Annotated in this window: 17 protein-coding genes and 1 pseudogene; 8 read left to right on the top strand and 10 right to left on the bottom strand. The window is 69.5% G+C overall.

The genetic code is table 11. From position 1 onward, the window contains the following. Window positions 1–24: 24 nt before the first annotated feature. The 3 genes from FCH28_RS05975 to FCH28_RS05985 all read right to left on the bottom strand — a co-directional run bounded on the left by FCH28_RS05975 (window position 25) and on the right by FCH28_RS05985 (window position 3,478). Window positions 25–1,749: an acyl-CoA dehydrogenase family protein gene (locus FCH28_RS05975; RefSeq protein WP_136738641.1), complete on the bottom strand. Its 1,725-nt coding sequence runs from the start codon at window positions 1,747–1,749 to the stop codon at window positions 25–27. 68 nt (window positions 1,750–1,817) lie between these two features. Then, window positions 1,818–2,375, bottom strand: coding sequence for a PadR family transcriptional regulator (locus tag FCH28_RS05980; protein WP_136738642.1), 558 nt, complete (start codon window positions 2,373–2,375; stop codon window positions 1,818–1,820). 110 nt (window positions 2,376–2,485) lie between these two features. After that, window positions 2,486–3,478 carry an aminoglycoside phosphotransferase family protein gene (locus FCH28_RS05985; protein ID WP_187363765.1) on the bottom strand — a complete coding sequence of 331 codons (993 nt, stop codon included), beginning with the start codon at window positions 3,476–3,478 and terminating at the stop codon, window positions 2,486–2,488. 234 nt (window positions 3,479–3,712) lie between these two features. On the opposite strand from FCH28_RS05985, the gene FCH28_RS05990 reads away from it, so the two are divergent. The 5 genes from FCH28_RS05990 (at window position 3,713) to FCH28_RS06010 (ending at window position 8,809) form a co-directional block, all read left to right on the top strand. Further along, the gene (locus FCH28_RS05990; RefSeq protein WP_136738643.1) at window positions 3,713–4,903 is read left to right on the top strand and encodes a CapA family protein; all 1,191 of its coding nucleotides are present in this window, start codon (window positions 3,713–3,715) and stop codon (window positions 4,901–4,903) included. Window positions 4,904–5,055: 152 nt separating this feature from the next. Next, complete coding sequence (locus FCH28_RS05995; RefSeq protein WP_136738644.1) at window positions 5,056–5,676, top strand: TetR/AcrR family transcriptional regulator; 621 nt, start codon at window positions 5,056–5,058, stop codon at window positions 5,674–5,676. 219 nt (window positions 5,677–5,895) lie between these two features. Further along, window positions 5,896–7,134 carry a cytochrome P450 gene (locus tag FCH28_RS06000; protein WP_187363766.1) on the top strand — a complete coding sequence of 413 codons (1,239 nt, stop codon included), beginning with the start codon at window positions 5,896–5,898 and terminating at the stop codon, window positions 7,132–7,134. A gap of 68 nt (window positions 7,135–7,202) precedes the next feature. Further along, window positions 7,203–7,397 carry a ferredoxin gene (locus tag FCH28_RS06005; RefSeq protein ID WP_136738646.1) on the top strand — a complete coding sequence of 65 codons (195 nt, stop codon included), beginning with the start codon at window positions 7,203–7,205 and terminating at the stop codon, window positions 7,395–7,397. Next, window positions 7,394–8,809 carry an NAD(P)/FAD-dependent oxidoreductase gene (locus FCH28_RS06010; protein ID WP_136738647.1) on the top strand — a complete coding sequence of 472 codons (1,416 nt, stop codon included), beginning with the start codon at window positions 7,394–7,396 and terminating at the stop codon, window positions 8,807–8,809. Before FCH28_RS06005 ends, FCH28_RS06010 begins: the two co-directional genes overlap by 4 nt. A gap of 298 nt (window positions 8,810–9,107) precedes the next feature. Here FCH28_RS06010 and FCH28_RS06020 read toward each other — a convergent pair whose 3' ends face one another. The 3 genes and pseudogenes from FCH28_RS06020 to FCH28_RS06040 all read right to left on the bottom strand — a co-directional run bounded on the left by FCH28_RS06020 (window position 9,108) and on the right by FCH28_RS06040 (window position 11,720). After that, the gene (locus FCH28_RS06020) at window positions 9,108–9,398 is read right to left on the bottom strand and encodes a hypothetical protein (protein ID WP_136738649.1); all 291 of its coding nucleotides are present in this window, start codon (window positions 9,396–9,398) and stop codon (window positions 9,108–9,110) included. 1,352 nt (window positions 9,399–10,750) lie between these two features. Beyond that, window positions 10,751–11,047: pseudogene (locus FCH28_RS06035) on the bottom strand (transposase); the annotation flags it as partial. A gap of 103 nt (window positions 11,048–11,150) precedes the next feature. Beyond that, window positions 11,151–11,720 carry a hypothetical protein gene (locus FCH28_RS06040; protein WP_136738651.1) on the bottom strand — a complete coding sequence of 190 codons (570 nt, stop codon included), beginning with the start codon at window positions 11,718–11,720 and terminating at the stop codon, window positions 11,151–11,153. Between the two features lie 312 nt (window positions 11,721–12,032). Here FCH28_RS06040 and FCH28_RS06045 point away from each other — a divergent pair, with 312 nt between their 5' ends. Beyond that, complete coding sequence (locus tag FCH28_RS06045; protein ID WP_136738652.1) at window positions 12,033–12,233, top strand: hypothetical protein; 201 nt, start codon at window positions 12,033–12,035, stop codon at window positions 12,231–12,233. Between the two features lie 116 nt (window positions 12,234–12,349). Here the strand turns inward: FCH28_RS06045 and FCH28_RS37930 are convergent, their stop codons facing one another. Both FCH28_RS37930 and FCH28_RS06050 read right to left on the bottom strand, forming a co-directional pair. Then, window positions 12,350–12,526, bottom strand: a complete 177-nt coding sequence (locus FCH28_RS37930; RefSeq protein WP_169314061.1) for a hypothetical protein — start codon at window positions 12,524–12,526, stop codon at window positions 12,350–12,352. A gap of 270 nt (window positions 12,527–12,796) precedes the next feature. Beyond that, the gene (locus FCH28_RS06050; protein WP_136738653.1) at window positions 12,797–13,036 is read right to left on the bottom strand and encodes a hypothetical protein; all 240 of its coding nucleotides are present in this window, start codon (window positions 13,034–13,036) and stop codon (window positions 12,797–12,799) included. A 205-nt stretch (window positions 13,037–13,241) separates the two neighbouring features. Between FCH28_RS06050 and FCH28_RS06055 the strand changes: the two genes are divergently transcribed. Together FCH28_RS06055 and FCH28_RS06060 are read left to right on the top strand one after the other, a co-directional pair. Beyond that, window positions 13,242–15,863 carry an excinuclease ABC subunit UvrA gene (locus FCH28_RS06055; protein WP_136738654.1) on the top strand — a complete coding sequence of 874 codons (2,622 nt, stop codon included), beginning with the start codon at window positions 13,242–13,244 and terminating at the stop codon, window positions 15,861–15,863. A 129-nt stretch (window positions 15,864–15,992) separates the two neighbouring features. Next, a complete protein-coding gene (locus FCH28_RS06060) occupies window positions 15,993–16,205 on the top strand; it encodes an EF-hand domain-containing protein (RefSeq protein ID WP_136738655.1) in 213 nt (70 codons plus the stop codon). A gap of 146 nt (window positions 16,206–16,351) precedes the next feature. On the opposite strand, the gene FCH28_RS06065 is transcribed toward FCH28_RS06060, so the two are convergent. Further along, entirely contained in the window at window positions 16,352–16,633 is a 282-nt protein-coding gene (locus tag FCH28_RS06065; RefSeq protein ID WP_136738656.1) for a hypothetical protein, read from the bottom strand. Window positions 16,634–16,881: 248 nt separating this feature from the next. Further along, a complete protein-coding gene (locus FCH28_RS06070) occupies window positions 16,882–19,287 on the bottom strand; it encodes a GH92 family glycosyl hydrolase (protein WP_136738657.1) in 2,406 nt (801 codons plus the stop codon). Window positions 19,288–19,440 lie beyond the last annotated feature (153 nt).

Below are 19,440 nucleotides of genomic sequence, written 5' to 3' on the forward strand. Positions count from 1 at the left end.
GCTCCTACGGCTCCCTACGCCTCCCTACGGCGCCATCTCGTACGCCCCGGACAGTGCCTCGACACGCTCCCAGACGCGTGCCGAGCGGGCGGTGTCGATGACCGGGCGGCGGACCGCGCCGAGTGCCCACTGCTGCTGTTCGGCGGTGGCGGAGTCCTTGCCGTGGAGCTCGACGGCGTGCGCGGAGAAGTCGCGTACGAGGACCGCGAACAGTTCGTCGAGCACGTCCTGCTCCAGGCCGGTCAGGCGGGCCTGTTCCAGGATCAGCTGACCGTGTACGACCAGCGCGAAGAGCTGGCCGACGGCGAGCAGCAGGTCGAGGTCACGGCTCTGGGCCTCGTCGGGAGCGGCGGTGGTGACGAACTCGCAGAGGGCGTCGGCCTGTTCGCGGAAGCGGGCGACGTTCGGCACCTCGGCGTAGGCGTCGAAGGCGGTGCGCCAGTCGTGGAAGCGGATGGAGCCCAGGCCGCGGGCCGGTCCCTGCCGGAAGAGGAACGCGTCGTCGGCGGCGTCGAGGCGGGTCGGGACGGGCGCGTACTCGGCCGGGGCCAGCAGGTGGTTGCCCATGAACTTCAGGATCAGCGCGAGGTTCACATGGACCGTGCCCTCCAGCTTCGGCAGGCCGCGGATCTCGGTGGCGGCCTGGGCGAAGTAGGTGTCCTTCTCGAAGCCCTTGGCGGCGATCACGTCCCACATCAGGTCGATGACCTTCTCGCCCTCGGTGGTCACCTTCATCTTCGTCATCGGGTTGAAGAGCAGGTAGCGGCGGTCGTCGGGACCTGCGGACCGGAAGTAGTCCACGGCGCGGTCGCTGAACAGCTTCATCCCGACGAGACGCACGTAGGCGTCGGTCAGCTCGCGGCGCACATGCGGGAAGGCGGTGACGGGACGGCCGTAGAGGATGCGGTTCTGCGCATGGGTGACCGCCTCGTACATCGCGTGCTCGCAGATGCCGATGGCGCCGGTGCAGAGGTTGAACTTGCCGACGTTGACGGTGTTGAGGGCGGCGTCGAAGGCGGCGCGGCCGGTGTGCAGCACGTCCTCCGGGGCGACCGGGTAGTTCTCCAGGCGGAACTCGCTGACGTACTTCGAGGAGTCGACGACGTTCTTGACCAGGTGGTACGCCTCGTGGCGGCTGTCGGCGGCGAAGAAGACATAGCCGTCCGGGCCCTCGATGTCGGTGCGGCGGCCGAAGACGGAGACGAGTCCGGCGGCGTTGCCGTTGCCGATGTAGTACTTGGAGCCGCTGGCCCGGAAGCCGCCGTCACCGTCCGGCTCCAGCAGCATGTCGGTGGAGTAGATGTCGGCGCCATGGGCCTTCTCGGACAGACCGAAGGCGAACACCTCGCCCTGGGCGAGGAGTTCGGCCGCGAGGGCACGGGCGGCGGCGTTGTCGCTCTGCCAGACCGGGCCGAGACCGAGGATGGTGACCTGCCACGCGTACCAGTAGTCGAGCCCGTAGAAGCCGAAGATCTCGTTGAGGGCGGCGATGCGGGCGGTGTCCCAGCGCTTGTCCGCCTGCCCCTCCTCAGCCGCGGAGGCCGGGGTGAGGAAGGTCGCGAACAGCCCTTCCTTGGCGGAGAACGCGAGGAAGTCCGACAGCCAGGCGCGGGAGCGGTAGTCCTCGATCAGCTTGCGCTTGCCGCGGTCCTCGAACCAGTCGACGGTGGCGCGCAGCAGCCTGCGGGTCTCGGGGTCGAAGTGCGCCGGGTCGTAGGTGCGCGGGTTGAAGAGCAGCGGGTCGGCCATGGAGGTCGCCTTCCAGGGGAGGGGTTCGGGTGGGTGAGTGGGTGGAAAGAGGCTCAGTCGAGTGGAGTTCAGTGGTCGGAGGCCAGCCGGCGGAGGGTGGCGAGTACGTCGTCGAGCCAGTCGAGCGTCATCCGCTCGTACGCGATGCCGCCGCGCAGCACGACGTGCTGGAGCTCCTGCCCGGCGTCCGGCGCCGAGGGGGCCTCGGGCCCGGTGAAGTCGCGCAGCTCACCGGCGAGATAGTGCGCGAGCCGGTCGGAGTGCGCCTGATGGTGCCGCTCGACCTCGCGGATCAGCGCGGCCGGGTCGTCGAACGCCGCGCCGCGGATCTTCACGGCGAGGTCGTGCCGGACGCTCTCGGGCTCGATCGGCTCGTGCAGCCATTGGGAGAGGGCGGCCCGGCCGAGGTCGGCGACGGAGTACTCCTTCTTGTCCGGCCGGGCCTGCTGCGGCACCTCGCGGACGTCGATCCAGCCGTCGCTCTCCATGCGCTTGAGGACGCGGTAGATCTGCTGATGGGTGGCGGTCCAGAAGTAGCCGATGGACCGGTCGAACCGCCGGGCCAGCTCATAGCCTGAGCCCGGCTGCTCCAGCAGGGAGACGAGGATCGCGTGGTCGAGCGCCATACCCCGATCCTTCTATGCAACTCGTTGCATAGACAAGCGGCGCCACGCCGGTGAGACACGGCTCACGCCCCGGAGCCGCGGGTGATCGATGACGGCCACCCGGGCCCCCGTCACAACCCGGCGAGCTCCGCCAACACCCGCGCCTCCGCCAACAGCTCCGCCCCGTCCTCCACTTCGTCATGGTCCGCGTACCACAGCGCGCTCTCCACGCCGCGCGCCACCGCCCACGCCATCAGCCGCGCCGGATCCTCGCCCAGCACCTCCGCGACCAGGGCGTACCGCTCGCGGAGCAGCGGTCGCGGATCCGGGTGCTCGAAGGGGTCGTCGATCTGCGTCAGCAGCGGCCATGGGTCGTACGCCGGGTCGCCGACCATCGGCTTGGGATCGATGGCGAGCCACGGCCGGCGCTCCGAGGCCAGCACATTGCCGGGGTTGAAGTCACCGTGCACCACGACCTCGCGGGTGGCCGTCGCCGGCAGCTTGCGCAGCAGATCGGCGCCCAGCGCGACCAGTCCGGGGTCGTAGCCGGGTTGCAGCCGGATCATCCGTTCCTGCACCAGGTCGGCCCACTCGGCGCAGACCATGCCGACGTGTTCCAGCCGGCCGTCGGGCGGCGTGGGCGCGGCCCACAGGTCCCGCAGCAGCCCGGCGGCGATGGTGAGCCGCTCGGTGGGCGGCAGCGGGGAGTCGTCGAGCCGGGTGCCCGGGTCGCAGCGTTCGATCAGCAGCGCGCCGCGCTCGCGGTCCCAGCGGTGCAGCCGTACGGCACCGTGGCTGCCCCAGGCGTGCAGCGCCGGCGCCTCGCCGTCGGCCTCGCGATGCGGCCAGGTCACCTTGAGCACAGCCGGCTCGCCGTCCGGCCCCGCCGCGGGCGCCACCCAGGAGCAACTGCCGCCGTGGAACGGGGCGCCGAGCCGCAGCTCCCACCGCTCCTCGATCTCCCGGACGATCCCCGGCAGCCGGTCGAGCCAGGCCCGCCCGGACGGGGTCCGGCGCATGGCACCGACCACGGGCAGCGCGTCGGGGAAGCGGTCGGGGAACAGGTCGGGGCAGCGCGGCTCGTCGTACGGCTCGTCGTACGGCTCGTGCGAGGTGTGGGCCATCCGGGCAGCCTAGGCGTCGGTCCATGACGAGGCGGTTCCATTTCGCCACGAGGCCGGGGTCCGGATGCCTGGCAGCACGCCGTGGCTCCGCACGAGGACAGCGCTCCCTGGCTGCCTACGAGGACAACGCTCCGTGGCTCCGTATGAATGCTCCGTGGCTCCGTATGAGGGACAGCGTCGAACACCACCCCATTTAGCCAATTTCATACATAAGACAGTTGATATGTGTCGTGGATGAGCGCGTACAAGCACAACCGCTGTGCGGCGATCGTCCTGCTCGCCGCACTGGCCGCGGGCTGCGGCGGTGGGTCCCACGAGGCCCCGCACGGCACTCCGCACGGCGCCCCGCCTCCGCAGCCGGAATCCACGCCACACGGCCACGCCGGCGCCCCCATGATCAAGAGCTCCCCCCAGCGACCGTTCACCCTCGTCGCCTCCGGGGAGATCATCCCGTCCGTCCCCGAAGTCCTCGGCACGGCACAGCGGGACGCCAGGGGCGTCGGATACGACTTCCGGCCGATACTGGCCGGCGTCAAGCCGGTCGTCTCCTCCGCTGACCTGGCGGTATGCCATCTCGGCGCGCCGCTCGGCCTGCTCTCCGGACCGTTCACCGGCTATCCCGTCTTCCAGTCCCCGCCACAGCTCGCGAGCGCACTGAAGGCGACCGGATACGACTCCTGCTCCACCGCCTCCAATCACGTCCTGGACCGCGGCATGCCGGGCGTGCACCGCACACTGCGCGCGATGGAAACGGTCGGGCTGCGGCACGTCGGCTCGGCCCGCAGCGCCACCGAAGCCGCCCGCTCGGCACGGGTGCTGGCCCGCACCGGCGCCAAGGTGGCCCACCTCTCGTACACCTACGGCACCAACGGCGCCCAGCGCCCGGTGTCCGCCCCATGGACGGTGAACCTCCTCGACGAGGAGAAGATCATCGCGGATGCGCGGGCCGCCCGCCGGGCCGGCGCCGACATCGTGATCGTCAGCGCGCACTGGGGCACGGAGTACCGGACCGTCCCCAATCAGCAGCAGATCAGGCTCGCCCAGGCGCTCACCGCCGCGCGCACCGGGGACCGCCCGGACATCGACCTGGTCCTCGGCACCCATGCGCACACCCCGCAGCCGTACGAGAAGGTCAACGGCACGTGGGTCGTCTACGGGCTCGGCGATCAGGTCTCCGGACGCATGAAGCGGCCGCAGGGCAACTGGGGCACCCTCGCCCGGTTCCGGTTCAAGCCACCGGACCGGCCCGGCGAGCGCTGGAAGGTCACCAAGGCCGAGTACATCCCGCAGCTCGCCGTGCAGGGGCCGCCGTTGCGGATGGTCAACCTTGCCCGGACCCCCGGTTACGCGAGCATCCGCAAGGCGATCAGCAGGGCGGTGCTCAGCCGGGGCGCCGCGGACGAGGGGCTGAAAATGGGGAGATGAGGACGGGACGCAGGGATCGGGACGTAGGGATCGGGACGTAGGGATCGGGACGTAGGGACGGGGACGCGCGGACGGGGGAGTACGTCCCGTCCTCCCGGTGTGAAACGCTGGTGCGCGACGACATCGGCCAGGTCAGGGAAGGACCGGAGGCAGTGAGCGACAGTGCGGCCGTCCGGCCCCGCAATCCGCGTGGACAGGGCGAGCGCCTGCGGGAGGAACTCCTGCGGGCCACCGAACGCCTCCTGGAGGAGGTCGGCAGCGAGGACGCGCTGTCGCTGCGCGCCGTGGCCCGTGCCGCCGGCGTCGCCGCCCCGAGCATCTACCGCCACTTCGCCGACAAGACCGAGCTGGTCTGGGCGACCCTGGAGGTCAGCTACGAGCGGCTGGGGCAGGCGATGACGGCCGCCGCGGCGAAGGCGGACGACGGTGACCCGGTGGCACGGCTGCGCGCCCAGCTGCGCGCGTACTGCCGCTACGCGGTCGGGCATCCCGCCACCTACCGCCTGCTCTACGAGACCCGGCAGACCCCGGTCGGCCCCGAGCGGCTGGCCGGACACCCGGCCGGGCTGCTGGTGCGCAGCTGGGACGAGGCGCTGACGGCCTGTGAAGAGGCCGGCTGGCAGGTGCGCGGCTCGCGTTCCGAGGCGCCGTATGTGCTGTGGTCGTCGGTGCACGGCCGGGTCATGCTCTGGCAGGTCATGCCGAGTCAGAAGGACACCCGCCGGCTGGACCGGTTCGTGGACGAGATTCTGCGGCTGCTGCTGGAGCGGTGAGGCGGCCCCGCCCCCCGCCTTCTCGCCCCGCATCCACCACACCCGCCAAACCCACCCCTCACCCCTCCTCCGGGCCCCGTTCCCCTGAGGCTCCGTCATTTCCGCCATCTCCGGTACCCCGCCGCACACGTCCGTGTATTACGCATGTAAGTTTACGCGTGTAAGGCGAACGTTCGACTCAGGCGCACGCCGTGATCCGGTGTGCGCGCGAGAAGCGAGATGAGCGAAATGAGCGAGACCACACTTTCCGCCGCCCCGGCGCCCCTGCCCGTGCAGCCGCCTCCCGGCTGCCCCTTCGAGCCCCCGGCCGAGTTCGCCGCCCTCCGCACCGCCGAGCCGATCTCCAGGATCTCGCTCCCGGACGGCGGTTGGGCCTGGCTGGCCACCCGCTACGCCGACATCAGGGCGATCTTCGGCGACACCCGCTTCAGCTCCGACACCACCATCCCCGGCTACCCGCTCGGCGGCATGACCGGCGGCCACACCACCGACCACCGTGGCTTCATCCGCCGGGACCCGCCCGAGCACACCCGGCTGCGCCGGATGGTCACCCGGGAGTTCATGGTCAAGCGCGTCGAGGCGCTGCGCCCGGAGATCCAGCGGCTCACCGACGAGCTGTGCGACGCGATGGAGCAGGCCCACGGACGCGAGGACGGCGCCATCGACCTCGTCGAGGCACTCGCGCTGCCGGTGCCCTCGCTGGTCATCAGCCTGCTGCTCGGCGTCCCGTACGACGACCACGACATCTTCCAGCGGCTCACCGGCAAGCTGCTCTCACGCACCATTCCCGACGACGAGCGCGAGACGGCACGCGGCGAACTGCGCGGCTATCTCCACCAGTTGGTCAGCTCGAAGGAAGCCGAACCCGGCGACGACATCCTCGGGCGGCTCATCGTCGAGCAGCAGCGAACCGGCGAGATCACCCACGACGATGTGGTCGCCTTCGCCGCCCTGCTGCTGATCGCGGGGCATGAGACCACCGCCAACATGATCGGCCTCAGCGCCCTCACCCTGATGCGCGACCCGGAGTCCGCCGACCGGCTGCGCCGGGATCCCGGCCTCATCCGCGGCGCCGTCGAGGAACTCCTGCGCTTCCACAGCATCATCCGCAACGGACCGCGCCGGGTCGCCACCACCGACGTCGAGATCGACGGGCACCTCATCCGGGCCGGCGAGGGCGTTGTGGTGGCCGTACCGTCCGCCAACCGCGACGAGACCGTCTTCCCCGACGCCGACCGCCTCGACGTCCGCCGCCCCAACGCCCAGCACCATGTCGCCTTCGGCTACGGCATTCACCAGTGCCTCGGGCAGGCACTGGCCCGAGTCGAACTCCAGGTCGTCATCGGTACGCTGCTGCGCCGGTTCCCCACGATGCGGCCCGCCGTACCCGACGAGGAGATTCCGTTCCGCACCGACATGGCGATCTACGGGTGCCACGCCCTGCCCGTCACTTGGTGACGCCCCGCGCTTGGCACCGCTGAGCCCAGCCCCAACCCAGTCCACCCCCCAACCCACGGAGCTTTGCCATGAAGATCACCCTCGACGCCGACAAGTGCTGCGCGGCGGGTCAGTGCGTGCTGATAGCCCCCGAGGTCTTCGACCAGCGCGATGAGGACGGCATCGTCGTACTCCTCGACGACGCCCCGCCCGCCGAGCAGCACGAAGCGGTCCGCGAAGCCGCCGCCATCTGCCCGGCCGCCGTGATCGAGATCCACGCATGACCGCCCCGGATGACGACGCCAGGCCCATCGCCGTCGTCGGCGCCTCGGCGGCCGGCCTCGCCGCCGCCGAGGCGCTGCGCCGCTTCGGCTGGGCCGGCCCGCTGATCCTCATCGGTGACGAGCCTCATCTGCCGTACGACCGGCCGCCGTTGTCCAAGCAACTGCTGCACGGTGCCTGGGAACCGGACCGCCTGCTGCTGCGCACCAAGGACCAGCTCGAACCACTCGGCCTCGACCTGCGGCTCGGCACCCGGGCCACCGGCCTCGACGCGGCCACCCGCACCCTCACCCTCGACGGGGGCGAGCGCCTCGACTGTGCCGGCGTCATCATCGCCACCGGCGTCGCCGCCCGTACGCTCCCCGGCGCCGACCGTATCGCCGGCATACACACCCTGCGCACCCTGGACGACGCGCTGGCGCTCCGAGGCGAACTGACTGGTACTACCGGTAGCACCGGTACTACCGGCACTACCGGTAGTACCGATGTCACTGGTCAGGTCGGTACTTCCGGCACCGACCGGCGCCTCGTCATCGTCGGCAATGGGGTGCTGGGTTGTGAAGCCGCCGCGGTGGCACGGGAGTTGGGCCACACGGTCACCCTCGTCGGCCGTACGGCGATACCGATGGCCGAAGCCGTCGGCACCGAGATCGGTGAACTGCTCGCCGAGGAACACCGAGCCCGCGGCGTGGAACTGCGAACGGGAGAGGCCGATGGCTTCGAGACGACCGGGGAAGGGGCCACGGAAGGAGAAGGAACCGGGGGAGCGAACCCCGTCCGGGTCACCGCCGTACGCCTGACCGACGGCACCCGGCTGCCCGCCGACCTCGTCCTGCTCGCCATCGGCTCCGAGCCAGCCGTCCAGTGGCTGGCGGACCCGGCCCTGGACACCACCGACGGGCTGCGCTGCGACGCGTACTGCGCCGCCGCGCCCGGCGTCTACGCCGCGGGCGACGTGGCCCGCTGGGACCACCCGGCCCACGATCGTCCGCTCCGCTTCGAGCACCGGATGAACGCCACCGAACAGGGCATGGCCGCCGCCCGCAACCTGCTGGCCGAGCTGGCCGAGGCATCCGAGTTGTCCGAGCCGTCCCAGTCGGTTGGCGCCGGCACTGACCACCCCGCCCAGGAGCGCCGCCCGTTCGCCCCCGTCCCCTACTTCTGGTCCGACCAGTACGCCATCAAGATCCAGGCGTACGGCGTCACCGGGGGCGCCGACCGGGTCGAGACCACCGTCCTGCACCGGGACGAGCGCCGCGCCGTCGCCCTCTACGGCCGGGACGGCACAGCCACCGGCGTCCTGGCCGCCGGCCTCCCGCCCCGCCAGGTCCGGGCGCTGCGTGCGGTGATCGCCACGCCCCTCCCCTGGGAGGAGGCGCGCGACCGGCTCCGGGCCGCCACGGCCGGCGCCTGAAGGTGCCCGAGGACGGAGTCCTGACCAACTCGTACGTGGGGGTCCGCGGCGCCCGTGGGCACAACCTCCGCACCATCGATGGGGACACCCCGAGGGACGCGCTGGCCGCGTTCACCGGGGTGTCCCGATCGGGCAAGTCCTCGCTCGCCCCCCAAGGCGCGCCCCCACCTAGGACCCGTCGCGGATTGCCTCAAAACCGGGTGAGTGGAAGAACACCCGATCGGCGATCGGAAAGCCACCCGTTCGATGCCGGCCGGGGTCGCTTACGCAACGTCCACCACGCCAGTCCCGGACCGACTCAAGGTACGTAGACGCTGCTCCCGAATTCGGAAACCGTGCTGGCGCCCGGAGCAACGAATTCGATGGGCGTGCCCCCGCAGTTCGGCTCGGCGAAAACGAGCGCGGGCCTGTCTGTGTAGTTGTCCACGGTCAGCGGCCAGCTGTCCGTGTCATAGCAGCCGCTAGGGTCCACGTATTCCACGCCACCGACGACCAGCGAGCCCTCCGCCGCGTAAGCGGAACCTGGACCGCTGACCACCAGCGTGACCGCAGCTGCAACGACTCCCAGCGTCATGACAATGCGTCGCATTGATATCCCTCCCCATTTGGGCCAGTTGGGCCGTTTTGCATACTGCCCGTGGCCTAGCTCGGCACACACCGAGTCACCCGCACGTGGACGAGGAAACGATCCTTCGACCCTTCAAGGCGCCGGCGTGCGACCTGTGGATTCTCCGGGGGACAACGTCAGGCCGACCGGCAACGCGGAGCGGAGCTCTCTTGGCTTGGCACAGCAGCAGCAGGCATTCGCGCCTACCGGCGGATCTGCCGTTCCGTCACCTGTCCTGTCCGTCCTGAAGGCGGGAAGGCTTCCAGCGCGTGGCTGTCCTGCGGGACGGCGGAGGTGAGTGTCCAGGCGGAGGCCGGAGCGTCCCCACCCTGGCAAGTTGTGACACGCCCGTTGGACCCGGCTGACGCCGGCCCCAACGGGCGGTAGTTCGGGTTTCGAGTTCCCCCGTCATGGTTGCGCTATCTCAGTGCCGTCCAGATCAAGGAGCGAGACAGCTGGCGCCCGGGATTTCGGCGGGGATACCGGGGTTGGCAGGGTCTACCAGGGCCGTGACGTCACCCACGGATTGAGTGAGACAGGTGACAGTTCCCACCGGGTCCGGCACGGCGCTGGCTGGTGACGCGAGGACCCCGAGAAACGCGAGGGTGCCAAGCAGGACGGTGATGGCTCGACGCATGAACTGCCTTCCGCTGCAGGGGTGTTGACACACTCTGGTTGCCCCTGCCGCGGGCGCTGATGCGTGGTGTCACTCATGTGGGTTCAGCCGGAACGCCTCAGTACACCGCTGTCATGGGCGAGAGGCCAGCGCCTGTCAGGCCTGGGGGCTTCCGGCAGTGCGTGGAGACCGAAGTGTGATCCAGGCGGAGACAGCACTAGCGGACGCCTTCGCCGCCATGCGGACGGCACACCGCCACACCGGGGCCTGGCCCCCGAGGTCAAAGTGATGTTCTTCGGTCCGAATCGTCAGCCGAGGCTCGTCCTCCGCTGATGTACGCATCTGGAGCTCTCCCGTCACCAGACACCTACTTAGACCGTGTCTCAGTTGGTGGGGTAGGGACTGTCACCTGAGACGCGTTGAGCCATTTGGTGCAGCCGATGCCACCTTTGAGGGGCGTCTGCCTCGGTGAGCTGTGGCAGGACCTGCTCAAGCTCGCGGATGCGCCGGTTTAGGGTCCTGCGGCGCCGTGGGTCTAGGTAGCCACCGTTGTTCAACCAAGAGTGCACGCACCCGGCGAGGTCGGCATCGAGAGTCACGAGTTCGATGCCGACCAGCTCGGCACCGTTCAGCCGGGCGGGCCACGGCTCACTCCTGAATTCCTGCCACAAGCGGGCCACCACGGCCTCGGACTCATCAGGTGGGTTCACAGCACTGATTATCGTGTAGCCGTCTCGGGGGCGTCACGCGGTTTGGGGCACCGTCGATAGCAGATCAGCGCGCTGGCGATGCCGACGAAGGCGAGGAAGTGCGCGGCCTTGCGCTCGTAGCGGCGATGGAGACGGCGGCAGCCGGTGAGCCACGACAGGGTGCGTTCGACCACCCAGCGGTGCCCACCCAGCCGGTCGGAGGCATTGGTACCGCGGCGAGCGATGCGCGGCACGATCTGCCGCTGCCGCAGCCAGGCGCGCAGGTGCTCGACGTACTCCGCCCTGCGGCCGTACCGGCGCCTCCGGCGCCACATGCTGGAACAGCTCCCACAGTTCGTCCGGCACCAGCCGCTCAACTATCCCCATGCCTCGACAGCGACCAACCACCAATCAAGGTACCGCCATTATTTAATGGAAGGCCTCGCCGGACATCTCATAGGCTCGATTGAAGGCCACCATCAGGTCCTTGACTACCTCCGCCCACGCATAGCAGATCTGTACTTGCAGATGTGTCGCCATTCCATCGATCTCGGGTGGCCGGAAGGGACTGTGCTCCAGGGCTTCAATCACCTTCACGCACTCACGCAGTTCGAGAATATTGACGGTCTCGGTAGTCAAAGCAAGCGCAAACTCTGCGCTTGTGAGCTGGGTGCCGAGGGCGAGCGCAACAGGGCTGGCGTCGGGAAAGCCCTCCGCGAGGCGTTTTAGTTGCGCCTTGAACTCCCTCTTTGCCGCCTCCTCTTGGTGCATCAGTTCACGGATGTCGATCTGGCGGTATCTGGAGTGTCGTGCGAGTTGCAGATTCAAGCGGTAATCCGGGCCGCTGTTCAGCCTGTTTTCCAGGATGAATTCGTCTGTGAGGGGGGCGTCCCCCGCCTGGAGCGCCTGCTCAAACTCCGCCAGTGACTCCTCGGCCTCTTGCCTACGCGCAAGCCACAACGCAGCCTCCCCGCCCCACGCCTTGGCCAGTTTCGCCACGGTATGCCTACTGGGGATGCGCGCGCCGCCCAGTGCCGCGTAGTACGTGGATCTACTTATCCCGGTGGTCCTGCATGTCGCCTTCTCGTCCCTGGCGTCGGCTGCGCTGTTTCGCAGCGCTCGAAGCTCCCTGGCGAAGGCTTCTCGGGGGTCTTCTGAATCTCGCGATGCGCGAGGTCGTCCCATGCCCGCCCCCCCCGTAGTCCCGAGTAGTCCAAGCGGCGTCTTGAGTAGTCCAAAATCCTAGACCAACCGCGCCACCTGCGCAGACGCTGAGGTAAGTCAACTCGCATTGATCTACCGGAGGTTGAAGTGGAACTGTCGTTCGGCGTCAGGCTGCTGCTCGTCCTGGCGGCTGCGCTGGTCGCGGTCATCGTCGGCATGGTGGCCGGGCTGCTGGCACGATGGGACGGTGCGCGCGTCCCTGCCTGCATCATGCGCGGATCAGCGGCCTTCGGTGTCTCCATGACGCTTTTCGTCCTGGTGCTGACGAGCCTCGGCGCCTTCGTTTAGGTCGTCTCTTGGCGGCCGGCTATAAGGCAGTGGTGGGCCGACAAAAGGTATGGCATATGGCATCGTCCATGCCCCTTCCCGAAGGTGGGGGAGGGGCCACCGTTATGCCCAGAGTTTCAGGCTGCGGACTCTTCCAAGAGCGCGGCCACTTCACGCACGTCCCCAAGCCGCTTCAGTTTCTGTATGGCGACCCGCGACCCGCGACCCGCGACCCGCGACAGTTCGGCGGTCAGCAGCATGCTGATCGGCGAGCGCGCCGTGCGCGCCTCGGTGGGAGGCAGGCAAACGAACACCGCGCCATGGCAAGCGAACCGGGCACGGACGCGGAAGCACCGGAAGGCAACGGCTTGACGCCGTTGGAGAGAACCATCCTCCGCTGGGAATTGCGGCGGGTGCGTCCCGACTCGCGGATCCGGCCCGTAGCCCCTATCCCGCATCCCGTATGCCATATCCCGCACGGGAAGCCGAACCGTGCCCTCGTGGAGCGCACGCAGGCCTGGGGCTTCTATCCGCGCACTCGTTATGCCCCCGAGACTCGCAGGCGTCGCCACAGGCCACCACCCTCACGGCCCGCCGATGTCCCTCCGGCTGGACATCGCATACCGCGCGATCGTCGACAAGGTCAGTTCCCGGTCCTTCTCGATGACAAGCCAGCCCTTGTCAAGGAGGGACTGCAGGAGTGGGCGGACTTCGTCGCCCAGTTCGTCCGCCAGGTCATCATCCGTGGGGGAGGCGCCGGTCCGAAGGAGGGCGGCCACGTGGCGGACGACCGCTTCCTCCTCCGTGGTGATGTTGAAGTCCATGAGGCGAAGGTATGTCCATGAGGCGAAGGCATGCGCGTCCTCGGTCCGCGGCACGCCGACGCCGCCGCGTCGCATGCGCGGGGCTTCGCGCGGTGGCTGCCACGCCCCTCCCCTGGGAGGAAGCCGGCCGGCGGCCACCAACCGGTTCGCGCGACCGGCTCCGGGCCGTCACAGCCGGCGCCCGAGGGTGGCCGAAGATGGAGGCATGACCGACTCGTACGTGCGGGTGCGCGGCGCCCGTGAGCACAATCTCCGCAGCATCGATGTGGACATCCCGAGGGACGCGCTCGTCGCGTTCACCGGGGTGTCCGGATCGGGCAAGTCCTCGCTCGCCTTTGGCACCATCTACGCCGAGGCACAGCGCCGCTACTTCGAGTCGGTCGCCCCCTACGCCCGGCGCCTGATCCACCAGGTCGGCGCCCCGAAGGTCGAGGACATCACCGGTCTGCCGCCCGCCGTGGCCCTGGAGCAGCGGCGTTCCGCGCCCACCTCCCGCTCCTCGGTCGGCACCGTCACCACCCTTTCCAACACCCTGCGCATGTTGTTCTCGCGCGCCGGCGACTACCCGGAGGACGCGACCGAACGGCTGGACTCGGACGCCTTCTCGCCCAACACCGCCACCGGCGCCTGCCCGGAATGCCACGGCCTGGGCACCGTCCACCGCGTCACGGAGAGCTCCCTCGTCCCCGACCCGGCCCTGTCCATCAGAGAGGGCGCCATCGCCGCCTGGCCTGGTGCCTGGCAGGGCAAGAACCTCCGCGACATCCTCGCCACCCTCGGCCATGACATCGACCGCCCATGGCGCGAGCTTCCGGAGGCCGACCGCGACTGGATCCTGTTCACCGACGAACAGCCCGTCGTCACCGTCCACCCGGTCCGTGAGGCCGGCCGCATCCAACGCCCTTACAAGGGCCAGTACATGAGCGCCAAGCGCTATGTCCTGCACACCTTCGCCGACTCCAAGAGCGACACCCTGCGCAAGCGCGTCCAGGGATTCATGGTCGCCGAGCCCTGCCCGGTGTGCGCCGGACGACGGCTCCGCCCCGAGGCCCTGGCCGTCACCTTCGAGGGCAATGACATCGCCGTCCTCGCCGGCCTGCCGCTGAGCGCCCTCGCCGACCTGCTGCGTCCCACGGCGGCGCGGCCGGACGACGGCGTCGCGCCGACGCTCGCCCGCGACCTCGTCGCCCGTATCGAGGTACTCACCGAACTCGGCCTCGGCTATCTGAGCATGGACCGGCCCGCGCCCACCCTCTCCGCGGGCGAACTCCAGCGGCTGCGGCTGGCCACCCAGCTGCGGTCCGGCCTCTTCGGTGTCGTCTACGTCCTGGACGAGCCGTCGGCCGGACTCCACCCGGCCGATACGGAGTCCCTGCTGACCGTGCTGGGCCGGCTCAAGGAGGCCGGCAACTCGCTGTTCGTCGTCGAGCACGACATGGACGTGGTTCGGCGCGCGGACTGGATCGTGGACGTCGGCCCGCGCGCCGGGGAGCACGGCGGGCAGGTGCTGCACAGCGGGCCGGTCGCCGGGCTCGCGGACGTCGAAGCGTCCGCCACCCGCCGGTTCCTGTTCGACGGTCCCGTCGCCGTCGACGCGCTCGCTGGCTCCTCCTCAGACCTTCACCCCAGCCCTCCCTCCGGCCTCCCCTCAGACTTCCACCCCGGTCCTCCCTCCGGCGCCCCCGCCCCCGCCGCCACCGAGTCGTTCAGGGATGGGGGCCGTCGTACGGCCCGCAGGCCAACGGGAGAGCTGACTCTGCACGGCGTCACCCTGCACAATCTGCACGGTCTGGACACTGCCTTCCCGCTGGGCGTCTTCACCGCGGTCACCGGCGTCTCGGGATCCGGGAAATCGACGCTGGTCAGCCGAGTCCTCGCGGAGGCCGTACGGGAGCACCTCGGCGTGGACCGGGCCGATGCCGGTGACGTCTCCGACACCCCCGAAGCGGAGACGGGCACGGGCTCGGGCTCGGGCGCCGGCCCGATGGCGCGCGTGCAACTCGCCGGCGCCAAGGGGCTGGAGGCCATCGACCGCCTCGTACGCGTCGACCAGAAGCCGATCGGCCGGACCCCGCGCTCCAACCTCGCCACCTACACCGGGCTGTTCGACGCCGTCCGCAAGGTCTTCGCCGCCACCGACGAGGCCCGTGCCCGCCGCTACACCGCCGGACGGTTCTCGTTCAACGTCGCCGCCGGCCGCTGCGAAACCTGCCAGGGCGAGGGCTTCGTCGCCGTGGAGCTGCTGTTCCTCCCCGGGACGTACGCGCCCTGTACCGCTTGCGGCGGCGCCCGCTACAACCCCGAGACGCTACAGATCACCTACCGGGACCGCAGCGTCGCCGACGTTCTGGCGATGACCGTCGACACCGCCGCCGGCTTCCTCGACGACATCCCGGCCGCCGCCCGCAGCCTGTGCACCCTCCAGGACGTCGGCCTGGGCTATCTGCGGCTCGGACAGCCCGCGACCGAGCTGTCCGGTGGCGAGGCGCAGCGCATCAAACTCGCCGCCGAACTCCAGCGGGCCCGCCGCGGTCACACCCTCTACCTCCTCGACGAGCCCACCACCGGACTCCACCCCGCCGACACCGAAGTCCTGCTTCGCCAGCTGCACGGGCTCGTCGACGCGGGCAACACCGTCGTGGTCGTCGAACACGACATGGGGGTGGTCGCGGGCGCCGACCATGTCATCGACCTGGGGCCGGGCGGTGGCGCCGAGGGGGGCCGGATCGTGGCGGCAGGAACGCCCGGCGAGGTCGCGGCCGCACCGGGGAGCCGTACGGGGCCCTACCTGGCCGCCCGGCGGAGGGGGCGGCGGGGCCCCTCATGACGTTCGGTTAATGTACGCAGGTCACATCACCACCGGACCACATCACCACTTACCAAGTGATCGCCTACCACCTGATCACTTACCACTTCACCAAGCAACGACGTGCAGTACGACGAAGGGGGCACTCTCGTGGCAGACATCGAGCAGGCCAGGGCGGCATTCGACCGGTTCGACGCGGACAAGGACGGCCAGGTCACGCCGGAGGAGTTCAAGCGGGCGATGGCCGAGATGGGCGACCCGTTCGTCACCGGCCCGGTCGCCGAGGCCGTCATCAAGGCCAAGGACAGCGACAGCGACGGCCTGATGTCGTTCGACGAGTTCTGGCAGGCACTTCAGGACTAGGCAGGACTGGGCAGGTCCAGGGCAGGTCTAGGGCAGGGCTAGGCAGGACCAGGGGTTTGGCCGGCGGGTCATGGCGAGGGTCAAGGGCCAAGGGCTTGTCCGCGGGTTGTCCGGGCCGGTTTCCGGGCCGCCGGTTTCCGGGCCGGTCAGGCCTCCATCGCGGTAGCGCAGGCGGCGCAGACCCGGTCGCTGTAGTCAGGGTCGTACCACTCGGGGCCCGGATGCTCGGACGGCCGCCATCCGGCGGCTTCCATGGCGAAGGTGTCCTTGCCGCAGAGGGTCCGCGGGCCGGGGACTTCGGGCGCCCCCGGGGCGGCGGGCGCCGCATGCACGCGGCGGACCGGCCGCTCCCCGTCCCGCGGCCTGCCGCCGGGATCGAGCGCCGTCACCGGAGCGCCGAGCTCGTGGACCACGATGATCTCGCCCATATCCCGACAGTAGGCCGCTTCGCTTAGATCCGCCGGGTGGAGCTCCGCCGGGTGGAGCTCCGCCGGTCGGCTTCGGCCGGCGGTGCGCGGCCGGCACCGCGGCGGGCGGATGGCTGGGCGGGCGGGCGGATGGATGGACGACGGGACGTCCTCGGACGCTCGGACGGGACGCCCTGGGACGCTCGGATGCCCAGCCGCCCGGACGCCCCATCACCGGGACGCCCGGCCCCCGGACGCCCCGTCCGGGCTCACCCGCCTGACGTACCCACCGGCGACATGTCCTCCCGGGATGCGCCGGCCGACGGCGTACCCACCGGTGGTGGCGCGGCCTGGTCACCGGTGCCCCAGGCGGACGGCTCAGCGCCCACGGAGAAGACCAGTTCACGGCCCGACCGCAGCTCGTCGGTGGTCAGGTAGGTCCGGTCCCAACCGGTACCGTCCAGGCCTACCGACTGGATGTACCGGTTGGTGCCCGACGTCCCAGGTGCCTTGATCGTGAAGCGCCCGGCCGGGTAGTAGCGCTGGTCAAGTGTCAGGTCGACCCGGTCGAAGACCGGTGTGCTCAGCCCCCAGCTGTCGGTGCCCGGCTGCACCGGGAACACTCCGATGGACGACAGCACCATCCATGCAGACATGGTCCCCAGGTCATCATTGCCGGTCATGCCCGAGGGCGTGTCCGTGAACAGGGTCAACGCCGCATGCACCACATCCGTGGTCTTCCAGGGCCGGCCGGTGGAGAGATAGGTGTACGGCGCGATCAGGTCGGGCTCGTTCTGCGGGTTGTACTTGTCCGCGTTGTAGTAGTCGTACGGACCGTTGACCCACACCTCACGCGCCGTCTTCTCCGGATCCTTCAGCAGCTCCCGGTAGGCGAAGAACGAATCAAGACGCTCGTCGGCCTTGTCCTTACCACCGATCAGCTTCAGCATCCCCGGCAGATCCTGTGGTACCAACCACTGGTACTGCCAGGAAGTACCCTCGTGGAAACCCTCGCTCTTGGCCGGATCGGCCGGGCCGGTGAAGGCGCCTTTCGCGTTCCGGGCCCGGAAGAACCCCGTCGAACTGTCAAAGATATTCCGGTAGTTCTGTGCCCGGGCCGCATACCGGTCGGCGTCCGCGGTATGTCCCAGATCACCGGCCATCTTCGCCAGCATCGCGTCCGACAGGGCGTATTCGAGGGTCGCCGAACCCCCGTGGTCGAAATCCGAGTCACCGGGCTTGGTGTGCTCACGGCCCTTGATGTAGGGGACGTAACCACCCTTCAGATACTCGACATTGGCCTCCCGCCCCAGAGCCGGCGAATTGCCCGGCGGCACACCGTCGGCATTCTTCTTCAGCGCCGCGTACGCAGCCTCTGCCTCATCCCCGCGCAACAACCCCTGCTGGTAGGCATTGGTAAGGAACGGCGTGACCGGATCACCCGTCATGATGTTGGTCTCGACCGTTCCGTAGCCCCACTTGGGCAGCCAGCCACCCTCCTTGTCGATCCGCAGCACCGACAGTGCCATGTCGTGGGACTCGCGCGGCGCGAGCAGGGCCAGCAGCTGCGCCTGCGTCCGGTAGGTGTCCCACAGCGACCAGTTCTGGTAGTAGGTGAACCCACTCGCCCTGTGAGCCTTCTGATCCCATCCGGTATAGCGCCCGTCGACATCACTGCCGATATTCGGCGCGAGGAAGGACCGATAGAGCGAGGAGTAGAAGGTCCGCCGCAGTGTCCGGTCGCCGCCCTGTACTTTCACCAGCGACAGCCGCCGCTCCCAGGCGGCATTCGCGGCTTCCTTCGTACGATCGAAGGAACTGCCGCCCTCGGCATGCAGATTGCGAGCCGCCCCGGCCGCGTCCACATAACTGATGGCGGTGGTCGCCTCGACCGTACGGTCCTCACGGGTATCGAACCGCGCATAGGCGCCATGCCGCCCGCCGGCCGTGGAGTCCTTCGCCCCGGCCGTCACCTTTTCGCCGACCCACGTCCCGTACGACGCGAACGGCCGGTCGAAGCGGGTGATCGTGTAGACCGTGTACGGCTTGGTGTCCTGACAGAAACCACGCCCCGTAATGGCGGTACGGATGGTGCGCGAATCCAGCACCTCGACCCGCGTGGAGACCGTCCTGTGCAACGACTGACCAGTGTTCAGCAGCACATTGGCCTTACCAGTGGCCGGGAAGGTATACCGCTGCTTACCAGTACGGGCGGTCGCGGTCAGCTCGGCCGTGATACCGCCATACGACTTCAGGCCGACACGGTAGTAGCCCGGCCGGGCCGACTCGTCATCATGCCCGTAGGACGCCGCGTACTTCGCGTAGTCGGTCTCGGTGATGTCTCCTGTGGTGGGCAGCACCGGCAGATCCCCGCCGAGCCCGCAGCCGACACCGGAAATATGCACCGAGCCGAAGCCCCGGATGCGGTCGTCGTCGTAGCCGTACCCGGTGGTGTGCCCGGTGTCGGGGGAGAGCTGCACCATGCCGAACGGAACGGCGGCCCCCGGGTAGGTGTTGCCGTCTTTCTGGCTGCCGATGAACGGATTGACCAGGTCGGTGAGCGGGCCGCCGGGCGACTCCGCATGCGCGGCGGGTACCGCGAGCGCGCCCCCGATGAGCGCGGCCGCCAGCACCGCGCCCGCGGTGCGCGACCGGCTGCGTCTGAACCATGGCATGGGCGGGGACCTCCCCATTCGACAACGTTGTCAGAGCGCGCTCATTCTTGGTGCCGGCCAAGTACACGTCAAGGGTTCGCACTTGGCCACGCCGGGGCGCGTAGGCCCCCAGACCTCTCGCTCAACCTCTCGATCAACCAGTCGCTCGACCTC

Origin of the sequence: Streptomyces piniterrae, assembly GCF_005048155.1 — a bacterium.
Taxonomy (GTDB): domain Bacteria; phylum Actinomycetota; class Actinomycetes; order Streptomycetales; family Streptomycetaceae; genus Streptomyces; species Streptomyces piniterrae.

Excerpts from the sequence above, each read along its gene's own strand:
- FCH28_RS05975 (WP_136738641.1), bottom strand. The coding sequence starts at position 1,749 with ATGGCCGACCCGCTGCTCTTCAACCCGCGCACCTACGACCCGGCGCAC.
- FCH28_RS05980 (WP_136738642.1), bottom strand. The coding sequence starts at position 2,375 with ATGGCGCTCGACCACGCGATCCTCGTCTCCCTGCTGGAGCAGCCGGGC.
- FCH28_RS05985 (WP_187363765.1), bottom strand. The coding sequence starts at position 3,478 with ATGGCCCACACCTCGCACGAGCCGTACGACGAGCCGTACGACGAGCCG.
- FCH28_RS05990 (WP_136738643.1), top strand. The coding sequence starts at position 3,713 with ATGAGCGCGTACAAGCACAACCGCTGTGCGGCGATCGTCCTGCTCGCC.
- FCH28_RS06000 (WP_187363766.1), top strand. The coding sequence starts at position 5,896 with ATGAGCGAAATGAGCGAGACCACACTTTCCGCCGCCCCGGCGCCCCTG.
- FCH28_RS06005 (WP_136738646.1), top strand. The coding sequence starts at position 7,203 with ATGAAGATCACCCTCGACGCCGACAAGTGCTGCGCGGCGGGTCAGTGC.
- FCH28_RS06010 (WP_136738647.1), top strand. The coding sequence starts at position 7,394 with ATGACCGCCCCGGATGACGACGCCAGGCCCATCGCCGTCGTCGGCGCC.
- FCH28_RS06020 (WP_136738649.1), bottom strand. The coding sequence starts at position 9,398 with ATGCGACGCATTGTCATGACGCTGGGAGTCGTTGCAGCTGCGGTCACG.
- FCH28_RS06050 (WP_136738653.1), bottom strand. The coding sequence starts at position 13,036 with ATGGACTTCAACATCACCACGGAGGAGGAAGCGGTCGTCCGCCACGTG.
- FCH28_RS06055 (WP_136738654.1), top strand. The coding sequence starts at position 13,242 with ATGACCGACTCGTACGTGCGGGTGCGCGGCGCCCGTGAGCACAATCTC.
- FCH28_RS06065 (WP_136738656.1), bottom strand. The coding sequence starts at position 16,633 with ATGGGCGAGATCATCGTGGTCCACGAGCTCGGCGCTCCGGTGACGGCG.
- FCH28_RS06070 (WP_136738657.1), bottom strand. The coding sequence starts at position 19,287 with ATGCCATGGTTCAGACGCAGCCGGTCGCGCACCGCGGGCGCGGTGCTG.